This window comes from Hyunsoonleella ulvae (genome assembly GCF_016827605.1).
GTDB lineage: Bacteria > Bacteroidota > Bacteroidia > Flavobacteriales > Flavobacteriaceae > Jejuia > Jejuia ulvae.
Map to the genome: position 1 here is coordinate 127,192 of NZ_JAEPJQ010000004.1, position 16,794 is coordinate 143,985.

Genomic DNA, 16,794 nt, shown 5'->3' on the forward strand with positions numbered 1-16,794 from the left:
TTATGGTCGATTTGAACTTTCCTGTGTTCTAATATTGCTCTTCCTTGATAAGAGATCTCTAATGTCAAATATGGTTAATTTTTTTATCTTATAATTTTCATTAATTCATCAAATACAAAAATCTTGTTTCGTTTTCCTCCTGTTATCTCTACTAAAATTTTTTCTTCTTGGAACTTATCTAAAAGATTGTAAATAGTCTGATAACTATTAGTATTAATTTTAGTTTTAATATTTTTAAATGAAGTCACGGGATTTTCAAAAATTATGTCAAGAAGATGAATTGCGTATTGCGAATTGAAATCCGATAATTTTTCTTTAACAGATTTATATAGTTCAAGCATATTCAAAACTTTATTTTGAGTGTCTAATGCTTGGTCTTTAATCGATTCTAAAAAATATTTTATCCAAGATTCCCAATCATCATCTTTGTCTACCATTCTTAAATATGCATAATAATTGTCTCTGTTTCTTTCAAAATATTCACTTACATATAGTAGAGGATAAGAAAGAATTCCTTTTTCATATAACATTATTGGTATAAGTAATCTACCTATTCTGCCATTACCATCCAAAAATGGGTGTATAGCTTCAAACTGATAATGCGAAATTGCCGTTTGTACTAATACATCTGGTTCGTCTATTGAATTAACAAATTTTCCCCAATTAGAAATTAAGTTATTTAATTCAGATGCTGAAGGTGGAATAAAAATTGCATTTTCAATAGTAGCTCCCGGTTTTCCAATAAAGACTGGGGTTTTTCTAAAATTTCCTTTGTCTTTGTTAGTTCCTCTTACTGAATCTAAAAGAATTGAGTGTAGTTTTTTTATAAAGTTTTCTCCAATAGGTTTTTCTTTCAATAACTCAATTGCAATATGGATTGCTGTTCTATAATTAATTATTTCTCTAATATCTTGTTCTTTCGAATCCTTTTCTGAACTTTTACCTTCTGCCTCGTATTTAAATACTTCTTCAATCGTAGCTTGGGTTCCTTCTATTTTAGAACTCGCAACTGCTTCTTTAGTAAGAAGAGGTGATATTAATAAGCTTTGATTAGGTATATTTGCTAATAATCCGTTTAAGCTACCTAAAATTCTATTTGCTTCACTAATTTCTTTGATAAGAATAGTGTAATCAATTTTTGGTGGTAATAATTTGAGTTTATGATTTTCTGCCATTTTTTTCTTATTCCAGTCTATTGGAATTCAAAGATAGGTTATTCCATTTAAACTTAAAAAAATGGAATAACAAAACAATTGTTCTATTTGACTGGAATATGGGAAATGTTTACTAACGGTTAGATATGGTTCAGTTCATAAATGAAGGTAGATGAAAATTTTTACAAATTCAAGTTTAGGAAAAATATAAAAACTCCCAAATAACATTGGGAGTTTTTTGCGCTTATTTAATATATTCTTAGTACATTAATTTGTAGTTACTTTAAAGTTTTCAAGAAGTTTCTTTAGCTCTTCCCAGGTATTAATTGCCTCATTAGTTTGAGGAGACCATTGCAGCTGAATTAAATACACGAAATCTTTATTTTCAATAAGTTGATACATTCTATAGATGGAAAAGTCTTTTTTAACTCCATTAATTAGAACTTTTAAATAGTGGTTAGTGGTTCCCCATAAAATTGAATCTTCGTTAGAAACAAGAGATTCCAATGGCTCTTTAATTGTAGATTGTAATGATGAAAATATATTAGGGAGCGTGGGTGGAATCATAGTTTCTTTAGCATCTTCCTTATTGAAAACCTGTATAATGCAACCATTAAAATAATTTAAGGCATATATATCTAAATCTCCATACATTAAATTGGCTCTTAGATTAGATATTTCTTCATCTGTTGGCAGTTCTTCATTATTATCTTTCGCAATTTGAACAACGTTGTTAATATACCGTTCAATCCGGCTTAAGGAGGACTCATTATTAAACTGGATTTCATATTTATCACCTATTTGAATATCGATATTATTTGAATTAGTGATCATTTTTCCAAATGGATTAACCATCTGAACCGCTCGGATAATCTCATCTTCATTATCTGGTGCAGCAACCCCTATTTTAATCAACAACTCACCATAAGAAACACGATTTAATTTAACATTTGATTTTAATATAGGTTTGTGGAAAGAAAATTTTAAATGTGAATCAATAAAACTGTTAGTATTTGATTCTAGGTTATCCATACTATCTATTTTATTCTTTTTAGGGTTCACTTTAAGCTTCTGTTCGTCAATCTCCAAAACCAATGAATTCCGTTGTCCAAATCGATCTACAATTACAGCTATAACTATTACCAGTAAAAACAACAACATAAAAACTGGATACCAATTATATAATGGAGATGTAGGCGGCGTAAGCTTCATTGCAACCAATATTATTACTTCTGCTACTAACACGATTAATGCTAATAGGCGTATCCAATTATTAACCGAACTTAGGATGGATTTTCTGTCTTTTGACATATTTCAAAGTATTTTATCACAATATTCAGCATTAATCACTTCTGCGAAATTCTTTTTTACAGGAGCACCTCTATGACACCAACTCTTAACAATTGCGCTTAAACGTTAGGCATTTAATTGTATTTAAATAAACCACAACTTTTAATAAGCTAAGTTCGAGTTTTGTTGTCTAAAAATCAATACGTGTTTGTACGTAATTTATTTAAATAGTATTGCAGAATAAAATAAGGCCAGAGCAGCCTTAAACCAGAAAAGATAAAATTTCGATTTCTTGATAAATCGTTAACACCAAAAAACATCAAGTAAGCATCAATACATTGATGATTAAAAAGTAAATGTGATAAGTTTTATCTTTAATTTGAAGTTCTGCAGGTTTGTGTATACAAGACAAATTAAAATGGAGTGTATAAAAAGTTTGTTATTCAAAACTCATAATCCTAAGTTTTATCTCAAATAATAATTATTATTGCTTCACTGCAATTACTATCAAAATCTAGAATAAAAAACCCCCAATGTTATTTGGGAGTTTCTAGTTAAATAATATTAATCGGTTAAATGTTTGTCCTTACACATCAAAATTTTCTATGTATGGTTCTTTAATCAATAATGGCATTACTGAATTTAAGAAGCATTTAAAATGATCGGATAAATAGTGATGTTCTACAGCTTTTTTGTTTACATATTTTTCATAGAAAACAAACTCATTTTTCTCGTTTAAATCTCTTGACAGCCTGTATATTAAACAACCACTTTCAGTAAGACTTTCGTTAACTATGTTTCTAGCTAACTTTAAAAATTTTTTTACTTTGTTTCCTTTCACGCTTACCTGAGCTATAATAACCTTTTCCATATTTATGTATTTTATCTAAACAAATATGAAAAAGAAGTATATTCTTGTATTGTAAAAAAACGACATTGATAAGTTAGCAAACTATTTTCCACCTCATACTCGACAAAGGCATTGAAGGGCTTTTTATGTTCTTTATACAACGGTGGGTTTTAAGTTGAACATTAAAAATTTTAAAAAGTCCTTTTCTTTTTCAAACTCGGTAAAACTTTTAATCTCACTAACTGTTGTATATATCACATTGGTATACGCTCCATAGTTACAATTTAAAAATTCATTTGAAAATAAAGTACTTTCAGGTGTTAAAAACCCATCATCATAAACTGATATTCTTGCAAAAAAGTGCATTAAATAATAAAGCTTACTTAAATGAGACTGCTCTCCATGCACATCTTGTTTTAATTGGTCTAATGACGTTTGTAATTCGACATCCCAATTATTTACATGCTTTTCTTTTTGCAATCTCTCTAATCCTTTTCTTTTTGAATTAAATTCCGACCATAAATAATACTCAAAATAATAATTTATTTTTTTAACCTCTTCAGACTCTACATGCATGTTTCCGTATTTCTTAAAATAATACGTGTAATCTAATACATGAGTCAATTCTTGATAAATAGTACTGTAATATTGATAATCTTCAAAAATATTTTGGTTTAAAATAATGGTAAAATAAGAAGTCTTTCTGTTTTCAGGTAAAACTAAAAATGCCTTTCTTTCTTCTATTCCATATTGGTTATAATGTTCTTTTTTTTCAGCAGTAGCATAGAGATATACTGTTTTTTTATAATCATTGGGAATAACTATTTCAATGGTTTTACCAACCAATACTTTTTTGAAATTTCTAGAAATCATCTCATTTATTAGTGGTTCTATTTTATGTTCAAACCCTCTATTCGTTTTGTCAATAATTTCAATTATCAACTGTTTCTGGAAAATATGGAATATATTCTTCAATTGATGCTTTATTTATTTTTACAACTATTTTTCTGCAAGTGTTAGTTTTACCGTCGCAATACTATCAACAACAGTAATCCTTATAGTTGAGTCGCCGTCCAAGTATCTACTCCATACACTCTTGTATAAACCACACTATTAATTAAATCCTTAACTATTTGTATTTGGGTATATATAGGATTACCTGTGGCACTAGAACCACAATCGATACCTTTTATTAAGCTCGCAGAGTCTATTATTCGTTTACTTAAATAAAGGGCTTCAGAAACTGTACTTGCAAGGTTAGTGGAATACCTTAACATAGTAGTTACTCTTGTAAATCTAGATGTAGACATCCAATCTCCTGGTATGCCAAACATCCCCTGCCCATGAAATTGATCTCCTGTATCAGGGAGTGTGGCACCCGGAAACCAATTTTTACAATTAGCATAATTATTCTGGTTTTCTAATTGAAAGTTTAAATCAGGATTATTGGTTAAAACAAAAGTTTTGTTTGTAGTACAAACAGCTTGTCCGTTTACAAATTCTACAACCAAACTATTACCATTTTTATCAAATAAAATATAATGATATTGCCAATTGCTTTGTATATTCAAATTCTGAAGTAACGACGATACTTGCTGCAGATCAGACACTTGAGCCAACATATAATTAACAAAATCGTCTGATGATATTGTTGAACCACTTTTACCGCTAGGATATTGCGCATTTGCCAAGTTACCACTTATAGAAATCCCTTCTGAGTTCATACCCTCAAAGGGTATTGGATATGATGAATCGCTTACAACAGAATCAACAGTTACCATATCATAAGCCGAAGTCCAAGAAACTCCATTATTAAGAACTGAATTGAAGACAGTTCCTTTTGGGCTTTTTACAGTTTTATAACTATTATCATGATCGTAATCAAGAGATCTTCCCGTAATTGCAAATACATTGCTTTTGAATGCTAAAAATGAGGTACACATGGTTTGCTATTTAAGTTATTGAAATTTTTATCACAAATGTTTAGATATACATTCCATAATGAATGGATTATATCAATCAATAAGCTAAGTTACTATTTTTTTGTAATAAAATAAATACGCAGTTGTACGTAATTTTATGTATTAAAAAAAGAAATATGGCTATTTTACAAGAAAATAAGTTAGGCTCAGAAAACCTATTATTAGAGAAACACCTTAAAATGGCACCTCACTTACCATTTTTAGAACTTCTTGTGTCACGGGATGTGTAAACGTAAGTGATTCGGCATGTAAATGCAAACGCTTTTCCTTTGTGCCATATAAATCATCGCCAACTATGGGTGTATTTAAACCATCTGTGTGTGCTGCATGTACACGTAGTTGATGGGTACGTCCAGAAATAGGATAAAAATGTATACGCGTTTTTCCATTTTTCACACCTACAACTTCATATTTAGTTCTTGCAGGTTTGCCGTGCTCATAACACACCAATTGTTGAGGACGGTTATCTAAATCTACACGCAATGGTAAATCTACAATACCAGATTTAGTGCTGATCTCTCCATCTAGAACTGCTACATAACGCTTTTTAATGGTACGCTCTATAAATTGTTTTTGAAGATTTTTATGCGTCTTTTCATTCTTAGCTACTAAAATAAGCCCTGAAGTAGACATATCTAGCCGATGTACCAATAAAGGCCCTTTTGCTTTTGGTAAATAACGTTTCATCCTAGTGAGTACAGACTCCTTAATATGTTTTCCTGGCACGGATAAAAACTCATGGGGCTTGTTTACCAGTAGCAAATAATCATCTTCGAACACAATGTCTAAGGGTGCTTTATATTCTTTAACCGTTTCAATAGGGTTGTCTTCAACTGTTAAACCTTGCATCATATGCCCTAAAATAGGTTCGCATTTACTACGACATGATGGATAAAATTGCTTATGTTTTCGTACCAAAGATTTTGGCGATGCACCCCACCAAAACTCAGCCATAGCTATAGGTTTTAGCTTGTTTTCATAAGCATATTGAAATAGTTTGGGAGCGGCACACTCACCAGACCCCGCTGGTGGTGGTACTTGCGCGTCATCAAAAATATCCAGTAAATCCTTGATATTACCTTCAGCATTTAAAAATCGATAATTTTGGTGTAGCTGCCTTTGTAAACTAGCAGATAATGCGGAACGCTTTTCTTTTAAGGTTGTAATTGGTTGTTGTAGTTGATACAATTTAGTCTTTAGCATTTCTATGTTACGTTCGCCTTCGGTTTTTAAATCCTTTAAACGAAAATGATAAAAAATACTTTGCTTCCTTAATTCATTATCTAAGATTTGGTAATCGGTTTCTGATAATTCATGTTTTGCGGTTTCCCTCTGCTGTTTTCGCTCGTTTTTTTTATGCTTATTTTCTAACTTTAGTGCTTTTAACTTGGTTTTAAAATTTAGCATTTCTGCTTCTAAATTTTGTTTTGTCCCGCTTAAAACTTCAGATGTTTCCAAGGTTTCAATTTCGGCATTTAATCGGTTTAATTTTGCCTCGCCTTGCTTGTAAAAGCCATTTTCATCCAAAGTATCAAAAACAGTCGGCACAAAACCTTTATGGTAATTACTTTCGGCTAGTTTTCCTGAAAATGCTGCTAAATAACCTAGTTCTTCTTTTTGATTTTGCACTACCATTACGCCAAACATCTTTCCTATCTGTAAACCTTTAATTGCAGGATCTAAACCAAAATTGTGCTTAAAATCTTTCTGTTTTTCTAAGTACTCCTGTAAATCTTTGGCCGCTAAAACACTTAGTTGATGAGGCTCGTAATAAAAGGGAAATGTAAATTGTTTGGGCATCTCTAAAGCGGATGCCTTTAATTTATGAAAATTCGTTGCTGTAAATTGTGCCATGAATGCAAGAAAAAAGGGATACAAAGAAACAAAATCTATTTAGTTTACATCACAATATTGTGCTAACTAAGCTTTAACAGATAAGAAATAATGTTTGTGCTATACATTTGTTGGCAGGTAAATGCGTTAGGGATTGCAGAGGAAAGCCTACCTGTCGGCAGGCAGGCCCGACTCCCGCATAAAGCGGGGTAACGCCCTTATTTATAAACATAGTATTATTTTACTTACTACTTTCTATCCAAGCATCTATTTTTTGCTCGAGCAATTGCAATGGTATACATCCAGTTTCTAATACTTGGTTGTGAAACTCCTTAATGTCGAAGGCTTTTCCTAATTTTTCTTTCGCTCTTGCTCTTAATTCAATAAGTTTTAACTGTCCAATTTTATAGGACAATGCCTGACCTGGATTTGCCATATAACGCTCTATCTCACTAATAATATCGGCTTCTGATTCTGCTTCGTTTTCTAAAGAATACTTAATGGCTTGTTCTCGTGTCCAACCTTTTGCATGTATACCTGTATCTACAACCAAACGAATGGCACGATGAATTTCTGAACTTAGCATTCCAAAATATTGGTATGGGTCTTTATAAAGCCCAAGTTCTTTACCCATAGATTCTGTATAAAGTGCCCAACCTTCACCATAAGCACTATACCAAATTGTTTTTCTGAACATTGGTAATTCTTCGTTTTCTTGAGCTAAGGAAATTTGAAAATGATGTCCTGGTATAGCTTCATGAAGAAATAAATCTTCTTTATCAAAAATATTATAACGCGCTAAATCTGGAATGGGTGTATAAAATATACCTGGCCTTGTGCCATCTAATGATCCAGCACTGTAGTTTGCAGCTGCTGATTTTTCTCTAAAAGGTTCGGTTCTCCTTACTTCGAATGCTGTTTTTGGTTGTTTATCAAACAACTTATTAATTTGAGGTTTCATTACATTATGAATGCTATCGTAAAAAGCTATGACTTGCGAACGTTTGGTAAAAGGCATTAAAGCTTTATTATTTCTAACATGATCAAAAAACGACTTTAAATCTCCTTTAAAACCTACTTCCTTTTTAACTGCATCCATTTCTTGCCTAATTCTTGCTACTTCGTTTAAGCCTAATTGATGAATTTCATCTGCCGTCATAGACGTGGTGGTATATTTCTTTATTTGATGATTGTAATAGGCATTACCTAATGGTGTTGCATTGATACCGTGTGTACTTCTTCCTGCTGCTAAATATTCAGTTTTAAGAAATTGTGTCATATCCGCATAAGCAGGTATAATTTTATTTTTTACCATTGCAGCGTAAGCCTCAGTTAAAGTATCTCTTTCTTTTTGAGAAAAGGATTCTGGAAAAAGATGCACTGGAGAATAAAAAAGATGGTCTTCTACTGTTCCTTTAGACAGGCTTTCAAATTGCGGTATAACTTTTTTAATTAAAGGTTTAGGCAACACATAACCTGAAGACATGCCCTCAATCATATTCTTTTTTGCCGATTTAAGCCATACTAAATATCCGTCTACACGCTTTATCCAATCTTGGTAGTCTTTTACTGTTTTAAATGGTTGAGAATTAGTACCACTGGCCAATTGATTAAAATCTATATTTTCAGACCACATTTGATCTATGGGCATTAAATCTTTTTTAAACTTTAAGGCTTCTAAATTTATTTCGCAATCCCACTTTAGTACATCTTTACTCATGTTTTCGCTATCGCTGAGTTTTGATGTATCCATACTATTTAAGGCTTTTAGATATTTCTCATAAAACGCTTTTGCTTTTGCTTTATATGCCTTAGACAAAACATCTGGATACTCCGCATTAAAACGATAATCGCCAGCATTTGTCGCAGAAACAGGGTTAAGTTTATACTGCTCTTCATTGTAGTTTTCTAGCAAACTGTTAAAGTCTTCACTAACTGTAGTTACTGGTTTATCGGGAGATTTTTTACAAGAATTAAGTACTATGGTAATAACTAATACGTATTTTAACAGATGTTTCATGACAGATAAATACTTTAATTTTTTTTGTGCTAATCAATATAACACAAATTATAAATAACTGTGTAATAAAAAGCTCTATTTATAATGAAAGTTTGTGTTTACTTTATTTTTTCAGAAAATCCCCTGAAGTGATTTGCGTGTAGTTAGAAATATCTCCGTTATATAAATATACCCAGGCTTCAATTTTAGTAGTGCATTTTAAGTAAGCTGTAATACAAACTCTTTTAAATAAACTTGTTTTTACAGCATTAGCATTATAACCTTCATACTCATCTAGTACTTTAAAAACGGAATCGACGTTTTTCATTTTAAAAATAGTACCATGAACTTTATCTGTATTCGTTACACTCAAAACTGCTCCAGGAAACCAAGAAATCTGATATAATTTTCCACAAAAAAAGCCCTTACCTAATTGAACAGAATTATCTAGCAAAAAACGAGACATTTCATTATCTGCTTTTGCTTGTAATGTACCATAAACAAATAAGTAATCAGACTTCAAGATGTAATACTAAACGAATCTAGATAAGTCCACCTGGTTGATCTGCCCATGAGAGGCATGAGCTACTAAGGTTCCATTTTTAATAACAAGAAGTTGTGGAGATTCATGTATTAACTGGAATTTATAACCAGTTTCATCAGAAATCTGTCTGTAGCTCAAAATATCCAGATAATACAAATCCAAATCTTTTTCACTAAAATTATAGTCTTTAATAAACTGGCGCTGTACCATGCTACTAATACCACAACGTGTAGAGTGTTTAAAGATAACCTGAGGTTTTATACTAGATTTTTGCTTAATGTAATCTAATTGTTGTATATCATTTAAAGGAATCCATGGTAACACTTTTTCCTCACGTTCTACCCTATCTCCTCCAAATATTTTTTTTAATAATCCCATATTTTGCTATTAATTCTTTTGTAATGAAACGCATTTTTTTGGTTTTCATTGTTGTATAGGTCGATGTTATATCAGACATCTTACATCTGACTAAAAGTCAGCTATTTTAGGGGGATTCAAGACATTTTGTCTTAAAACTTAAAGCTTTTTAGAATGGTAAGATAATTGACCTATTGAAAGCGTAAAGTTAAAGAAAAAGAAAACAACACAATACAACTATGAATTTTAACAATTATACCATAAAATCACAAGAAGCCATACAGCAGGCGCAACAAATTGCGCAAGGCTATGGGCATCAACAAATAGAAAACGAACACATTATAAAAGGTGTTTTCGAGGTTGATAAAAACGTCATACCATTTATCTTAAAGAAACTAAATGTAAATATTGATATATTAAAACAAGCTTTAGACAAACAATTAGAGAGTTTTGCTAAAGTTTCTGGAACAGATATAATGCTATCTCGTGAAGCTGGAAAAAGCTTAAACGAGGCCTCTATCATTGCTAAAAAAATGAAAGACGAATTTGTTTCTGTTGAGCATTTACTTTTGGCAGTATTTAAATCCAATAGTAAAATTGCCCAGATGTTAAAGGACCAAGGCGTAACTGAAAAAAACTTAAAAGCAGCAATTGATGAATTACGCAAAGGCGAAAATGTAACCTCTCAAAGTCAAGAAGAAACATACAATGCTCTAGCTAAATATGCTAAAAACCTAAACCAGTTAGCTAAAGATGGAAAACTAGACCCTGTGATTGGTAGAGATGAGGAAATACGCAGAATTCTTCAAATATTATCACGTCGTACAAAAAACAACCCTATTTTAGTAGGAGAGCCCGGTACAGGTAAAACGGCCATCGCAGAAGGCTTGGCACATAGAATTATAGACGGAGATATCCCAGAAAACCTAAAAGACAAGCAAATTTTTGCTTTAGATATGGGTGCACTTATCGCTGGGGCTAAATACAAGGGTGAGTTTGAAGAGCGCTTAAAAGCTGTAGTTAAAGAGGTAACCACAAGCGATGGCGATATTGTACTCTTTATTGACGAAATACACACACTTGTTGGCGCAGGAGGCGGACAAGGCGCTATGGATGCAGCAAATATTTTAAAACCTGCCCTGGCCCGAGGCGAGCTAAGGGCCATTGGTGCAACAACCCTAGATGAATACCAAAAATACTTTGAAAAGGATAAAGCGCTAGAGCGTAGATTCCAAAAAGTAATAGTGGATGAACCTGATACTGAAAGTGCAATTTCTATATTAAGAGGTATTAAAGAAAAATACGAAACACATCATAAAGTAAGGATTAAAGATGAAGCTATTATTGGAGCGGTAGAATTATCCCAACGCTACATTACCAATAGGTTTCTACCAGATAAGGCTATAGATCTTATGGATGAGGCAGCTTCTAAACTACGCATGGAAATCAATTCAAAACCTGAAGAATTGGATGTTTTGGATAGAAAAATCATGCAATTGGAAATTGAAATTGAAGCCATTAAACGCGAAAAGGATGAAACTAAATTAAAATCTTTACGTTCTGACTTAGCAAATTTAAAAGAACAGCGCAATGCTATCAATGCCAAATGGAAGAGTGAAAAAGAAGTTGTAGACAATATACAAAGCATAAAACAAGATATTGAAAACTACAAACTAGATGCCGAAAAAGCAGAGCGTGAAGGGGATTATGGAAAAGTAGCTGAATTGCGTTATGGAAAAATTAAAGAAGCACAAGAGCAATTAGAAGTTTTCCAAAAGCAACTGCAAGAACAATCTGAAAACTCCTTAATTAAGGAAGAAGTTACACATGATGATATTGCCGAAGTTGTGGCAAAATGGACTGGTATTCCAGTAACTAAAATGCTACAAAGCGAACGTGAAAAGCTTTTAAAGTTAGAAGACGAATTACATAAACGTGTGATTGGGCAAGAGGAAGCCATAGAAGCTGTGAGTGACGCTGTTAGACGTAGCAGGGCTGGCTTACAAAACCCGCAAAAACCTATTGGAACATTCTTATTTCTGGGAACAACAGGAGTTGGCAAAACTGAGTTAGCTAAAGCTTTGGCTGAGTATTTATTTGATGATGAAAATGCCATGACTAGAATTGACATGAGCGAATACCAAGAACGCCATGCCGTAAGCAGACTAGTAGGTGCACCTCCAGGCTATGTGGGTTATGATGAAGGCGGTCAATTAACTGAAGCCGTAAGAAGAAAACCTTACTCTGTAGTGCTTTTGGATGAAATTGAAAAAGCACACCCAGATACCTTCAATATTCTATTACAAGTTTTAGACGAAGGGCATTTAACGGATAACAAAGGGCGTGTTGCCGACTTTAAAAACACCATAATAATTATGACATCAAACATGGGAAGTCAAATTATACAAGAACGTTTTGAGGCAACAAAAGACATTGAATCTGCAATAGAAGCAGCAAAAGTAGATGTTTTAGGATTATTAAAACAAAGTGTACGCCCAGAGTTTTTAAACAGAATTGATGACACTGTAATGTTTACGCCATTAACAAAAGAAAATATAGTAGACATTGTAGGGTTACAACTTAAAAGCGTCACTAAAATGTTAGGGCAACAAAATATTACATTCGATGCTACTAAAGAAGCAGTAAGTTATTTAGCAGAAAAAGGGTATAATCCAGAATATGGTGCTCGTCCTGTAAAGCGAGTTATACAAAAAGAGGTACTTAATGCCTTAAGTAAAGAAATCCTTGCTGGTAAAGTGACTACAGACAGTATCATTTTGCTAGATGCCTTTGATAATATGTTAGTTTTTAGAAATCAAAGCGACTTAGTAGAGGAAATTTAAAGTTTAGTTTGGTTGGTTAGTTTGAAAAGCAACAGGAGTCAGTTTTTGGCAAATGTTGCTTTTTTTTCGATAAAAAATATACCAAACGGTATATTTTATTATATTTGCTAAACGATGATCACAAAATCAGAACTTACAAAACAGCATATTATTAAAGTTTCTGCCCCCATTTTTAACAAAAATGGTTACGCAGCCACTTCACTATCTGACATTACAAATGCCACTGGTTTAACCAAAGGTGCCATTTATGGTAATTTTAAAAATAAGGAAGACTTGTCCTTTTCCTGTTTTAAGTATATGGTAAAATGCTTAATGCAGCCATTATCAGAACATTTAAAGCTAAGTGATTCTCCAATTCAGAAGTTATTTCTTATCACTGATTTTTATAGAAACTATCATACTTTTAGTAAAAAACTAGGAGGTTGCCCAGTATTAAATATTGGTGTTGACGCCAATAATAGTAATTCGGAATTACTCGTTAAGGTAAGAGATGTGATCCAGCGTATTCAAGATAGTTTATGTACAATTATTGAAAATGGTATCGAGGCTAATGAAATATCATCGAATATCAATGCTATGATTTACGCCAAACGCATAGACACAATTATTCAAGGAGCTATATTTATGACCAACACCATGAATGATGAATTCTACATGAAAGATGCCATGAATTATCTAGACCAGATTATTTACAAAGAACTAAAAAAATAAAAATTTTTATCACAAAATATACCAATTAGTATATTAAAACAATCAAAAAATGAGTTCACTACCAAAAGTACTACAAAGCAAAACTAAAATTAGATTTCAGCATTGTGATCCTTTCAACCATTTAAACAATGGTAATTACATAGATTATTTTATGAATCACAGGGAAGACATGCTCATAGAACACTATGGTTTTGATATCTATAAAATAGCAAAAACTACAGGGAAAAGTTGGGTATCGGGTAGCAACCAAATCGTGTATTTAAAACCGGCATTTCTAATGGAGACCGTTACTATTGAATCGCAACTTTTTGGATATAACGACAGTGAATTATTCGTAGAAATGCGCATGTTTAACGAGGATAAAACCTCTCTTAAGTCTGTAATATGGTGTAGTTTTGTACACTTTAACTTATTAGAACAGAAGAGAGAAAAACATTCTCAAGACTTCATGAAAATTTTTGAAGACGTACATCATCCACTACCAGAAACCACCTTTGAAGCGCGCATTAAACACTTTAAATCTGTACGATTACACACAAATTAAGATAAAGTTAAAACCTCTTTAAAGCCCCCGAAAACAAACCCACTGGGACATTTCTCTAATTCATTTTGACTTTAGAGTAAAAATGCAGCTCTATTTAGATGAGAATAACAGTTCTAAAGGAAATCCTGACGCTAAGTGTTTAGGAATTCTTTTAGATTAAAAGTCCAAAAACTTAATTGCGCTTCCTTTCATCGAATATTATCATAAAAAATATCCCTCTATGTAATATTTGTTTACTTTTAATGTTTATTAATCTGTTGATAAAAATGTAAAACGGTATCCCTCCGTTATATCTTAAATTTTTAATTTCACAGTGCTCTTATTGCCCTAGTAAGAACAGTAAAATTTATTAATGTTTAAAGGCAACCTACTTTTATTTTATGAATTTATCAAACTATATCGACTTCACATTTTTAAAGCCAACGGCAACTGAAAGAGACATTATTAATCTATGTAAGATAGCTAAGGCAAATAGCTATTTTTCTGTATGCGTAAACGGCTCTTATGTAAAATTAGCAAAAGAGCTCTTAATGGATACTGATGTAAAAGTATGTACCGTAGTTGGTTTTCCTTTAGGTGCTGCATCTACCCAAAGTAAAATATCTGAAGCGTTACATGCTATTGAGGACGGTGCTGATGAAATAGATATGGTTATAAATTTAGGCTATCTAAAAAGTAGAAATTATGTTTCTGTTTTAAGGGATATCTCTGATGTAAAACGAGCTGTTGGAGATGTAACCTTGAAAGTAATTATAGAAATTTCTGAGCTAAATAAAAATGAAATTGTAAAGGCATGTGAAATAGCAGTTGATGCCAATGCAGATTTTGTTAAAACCTCCACCGGATTTGCTTCTGGTGGTGCTACATTTACCGCAGTTAAAATCATGAAAAAAACCGTAAAAGACAGAGCACAAATAAAAGCTTCTGGTGGGGTAAGTGATTTTGAAACTGCTGTAAAATATCTAGAATCTGGAGCCGATAGAATTGGTACTTCTACCGTTTTAAAACCAGAAAAAGACACCTTACAAAAAAGAAATTCTAAAATATACAGACGCTATATGGAAACTTCCCAAAAGAGTGAAGTTTCATTAGATGTTCTAAAAGATATAAGGGTTAACCTTTAAGAGTAAAATCAATATAATTTCCTGTATACTTCTGTGCTAGTATATTTATGGCTAACTCTGTTAGTTGCAATATTCTGGGATAACCCCCTGTAGTTTGACAATCTCTCATTAAAACAATAATTTTACCTGAAGGTGTTAATTGCACAGTACCGGGAAGTACTGGAGATGTAATTATTGGGGGAAAATCATTTTCAAGATGTTCTTCAAGCTGATAAGCCATCCTGTTGTTATCTTTTGAGATCTTAAACGGTTTTGAAAACAAGATTTCTTTTTGCCTCTCTGTCAAATTATCAAATTCAGGCCCCATTAAAACATCTAGTGTTTTAGATTCTAAATAAGAATTGTCAACCTTTAATCCTGAAAAATGATTTTGATGTGTAACATTATTATTGTTAACCTTAAAAAAATCGCCCTTTTTTATGGTAGATTGTAGCGTTACGCACTTGTACATACTTTTGCTACCTAAAATAACTTTTGTTTGGAAACCACCTAAAACAGCAAGGTAACTACGAAAACCTGAAACCAATGTCCCAAAACTTAAAACATCACCCTTTCTTACTGTAATCACATGGTTATTAGAAACTTTTATGGTATTTAATGTCGGATTTAAATCCGCTCCTGTTATCGCTATTATTGTATCTATTTGAAACTCTAGCGCCGGCCCACTCATCGTTATTTCTAAAACTGCTTCGCCCTCATTATTACCCACTAACGCATTCGCCAGCTTTGCTGCCCTTGTATCCATAACTCCAGATTGTGGTACTCCAAAAGACTGGTAATCAACCCTTCCTAAATCCTGTACCGTGGTGTAAACTCCCGAACGCAATACCTTAACCATCTATCTCCTCTCTTTCTAATTGGTATACCCCGGCTTCAGCCAAAGTTTTAATATCGCTATACTCTTTTAATGAAATGGAATAAAATTGAAGACGATCTCCTGCTTTGGAAAAACAAGGGGGGTGTTTTGAAGCATCAAAAAAGGTTACAGGGGAATTGCCAATAATATGCCAACCTCCAGGGCTTTCTGATGGATATATTCCTGTTTGCCCACCTCCAATTGCTACAGAACCCTCTGGAATTCTCAATCTGGGCGATGATCGCCTTGGAGAGAAAAGAGATGCATCCAATCCGCCTAAATACAGGAACCCCGGGAGGAATCCAACAAAAAAAACAGTATACACAGGTGCCGTATGTCGCTTAACAATCTCCTCTATTTCAATATTCTTCTCCTTTGACATGTCTTCTAGATCAATACCAAAACTCTCGTCGTAACACACAGGTATTTTCCATAAAGTACTGGTTGTATTTAGATTTACATTGGATTGCTGATACAACATATCAAGCTTTTCCACAACAGAAGTAAAATCAAAAGCCTCAGTATTAAAATTTAACAGCAATGATGTGTAAGCATGATTCGTGAACCGTAAAGAAAACACTTCAGAATGTTCTATTTTCTGCTTAAATGATATAATATCATCTAGAATAGCCCTTTCAATATATTGTGGCCATTCAATAAGTATAGAAGATATACCAAAAGGTTTATATTTTAATTGGTATGACATA

15 protein-coding genes are annotated in these 16,794 nt (G+C 32.6%); 4 read left to right on the plus strand and 11 right to left on the minus strand.

What is annotated here, in order from left to right; genetic code table 11:
• Positions 1-83: 83 nt before the first annotated feature.
• From JS605_RS11810 to ytxJ, 9 genes are all read right to left on the minus strand, one after another.
• The gene (locus JS605_RS11810; RefSeq protein WP_203257934.1) at positions 84-1,175 is read right to left on the minus strand and encodes a Fic family protein; all 1,092 of its coding nucleotides are present in this window, start codon (positions 1,173-1,175) and stop codon (positions 84-86) included.
• A gap of 246 nt (positions 1,176-1,421) precedes the next feature.
• Positions 1,422-2,465, minus strand: coding sequence for a hypothetical protein (locus JS605_RS11815; protein WP_203257935.1), 1,044 nt, complete (start codon positions 2,463-2,465; stop codon positions 1,422-1,424).
• A gap of 565 nt (positions 2,466-3,030) precedes the next feature.
• The gene (locus JS605_RS11820) at positions 3,031-3,315 is read right to left on the minus strand and encodes a putative quinol monooxygenase (protein ID WP_203257936.1); all 285 of its coding nucleotides are present in this window, start codon (positions 3,313-3,315) and stop codon (positions 3,031-3,033) included.
• A 132-nt stretch (positions 3,316-3,447) separates the two neighbouring features.
• Entirely contained in the window at positions 3,448-4,269 is an 822-nt protein-coding gene (locus tag JS605_RS11825) for a hypothetical protein (RefSeq protein ID WP_203257937.1), read from the minus strand.
• An 80-nt stretch (positions 4,270-4,349) separates the two neighbouring features.
• On the minus strand, positions 4,350-5,237 hold the full coding sequence (locus tag JS605_RS11830) for a linear amide C-N hydrolase (RefSeq protein WP_203257938.1): 888 nt from the start codon (positions 5,235-5,237) through the stop codon (positions 4,350-4,352).
• A 213-nt stretch (positions 5,238-5,450) separates the two neighbouring features.
• On the minus strand, positions 5,451-7,130 hold the full coding sequence (locus JS605_RS11835; RefSeq protein ID WP_203257939.1) for an RluA family pseudouridine synthase: 1,680 nt from the start codon (positions 7,128-7,130) through the stop codon (positions 5,451-5,453).
• Between the two features lie 220 nt (positions 7,131-7,350).
• On the minus strand, positions 7,351-9,129 hold the full coding sequence (locus JS605_RS11840) for a DUF885 domain-containing protein (RefSeq protein ID WP_203257940.1): 1,779 nt from the start codon (positions 9,127-9,129) through the stop codon (positions 7,351-7,353).
• Positions 9,130-9,232: 103 nt separating this feature from the next.
• Positions 9,233-9,631 (minus strand): gamma-glutamylcyclotransferase family protein, encoded by a 399-nt coding sequence (locus tag JS605_RS11845; RefSeq protein WP_203257941.1) that lies wholly within the window; start codon positions 9,629-9,631, stop codon positions 9,233-9,235.
• Positions 9,632-9,640: 9 nt separating this feature from the next.
• On the minus strand, positions 9,641-10,030 hold the full coding sequence (gene ytxJ / locus JS605_RS11850; RefSeq protein WP_203257942.1) for a bacillithiol system redox-active protein YtxJ: 390 nt from the start codon (positions 10,028-10,030) through the stop codon (positions 9,641-9,643).
• A gap of 218 nt (positions 10,031-10,248) precedes the next feature.
• Here ytxJ and clpB point away from each other — a divergent pair, with 218 nt between their 5' ends.
• The 4 genes from clpB to deoC all read left to right on the plus strand — a co-directional run bounded on the left by clpB (position 10,249) and on the right by deoC (position 15,231).
• Positions 10,249-12,852, plus strand: coding sequence for an ATP-dependent chaperone ClpB (gene clpB / locus JS605_RS11855; RefSeq protein WP_203257943.1), 2,604 nt, complete (start codon positions 10,249-10,251; stop codon positions 12,850-12,852).
• A gap of 114 nt (positions 12,853-12,966) precedes the next feature.
• Positions 12,967-13,563: a TetR/AcrR family transcriptional regulator gene (locus JS605_RS11860; protein WP_203257944.1), complete on the plus strand. Its 597-nt coding sequence runs from the start codon at positions 12,967-12,969 to the stop codon at positions 13,561-13,563.
• Positions 13,564-13,612: 49 nt separating this feature from the next.
• On the plus strand, positions 13,613-14,107 hold the full coding sequence (locus JS605_RS11865; RefSeq protein ID WP_203257945.1) for an acyl-CoA thioesterase: 495 nt from the start codon (positions 13,613-13,615) through the stop codon (positions 14,105-14,107).
• A gap of 380 nt (positions 14,108-14,487) precedes the next feature.
• On the plus strand, positions 14,488-15,231 hold the full coding sequence (gene deoC / locus JS605_RS11870; protein WP_203257946.1) for a deoxyribose-phosphate aldolase: 744 nt from the start codon (positions 14,488-14,490) through the stop codon (positions 15,229-15,231).
• Here deoC and JS605_RS11875 read toward each other — a convergent pair.
• On the minus strand, positions 15,221-16,069 hold the full coding sequence (locus JS605_RS11875; RefSeq protein ID WP_203257947.1) for a 5-oxoprolinase subunit C family protein: 849 nt from the start codon (positions 16,067-16,069) through the stop codon (positions 15,221-15,223). The genes deoC and JS605_RS11875 overlap by 11 nt on opposite strands.
• Positions 16,062-16,793, minus strand: coding sequence for a 5-oxoprolinase subunit PxpB (gene pxpB / locus JS605_RS11880; protein WP_203257948.1), 732 nt, complete (start codon positions 16,791-16,793; stop codon positions 16,062-16,064). Before pxpB ends, JS605_RS11875 begins: the two co-directional genes overlap by 8 nt.
• Position 16,794 lies beyond the last annotated feature (1 nt).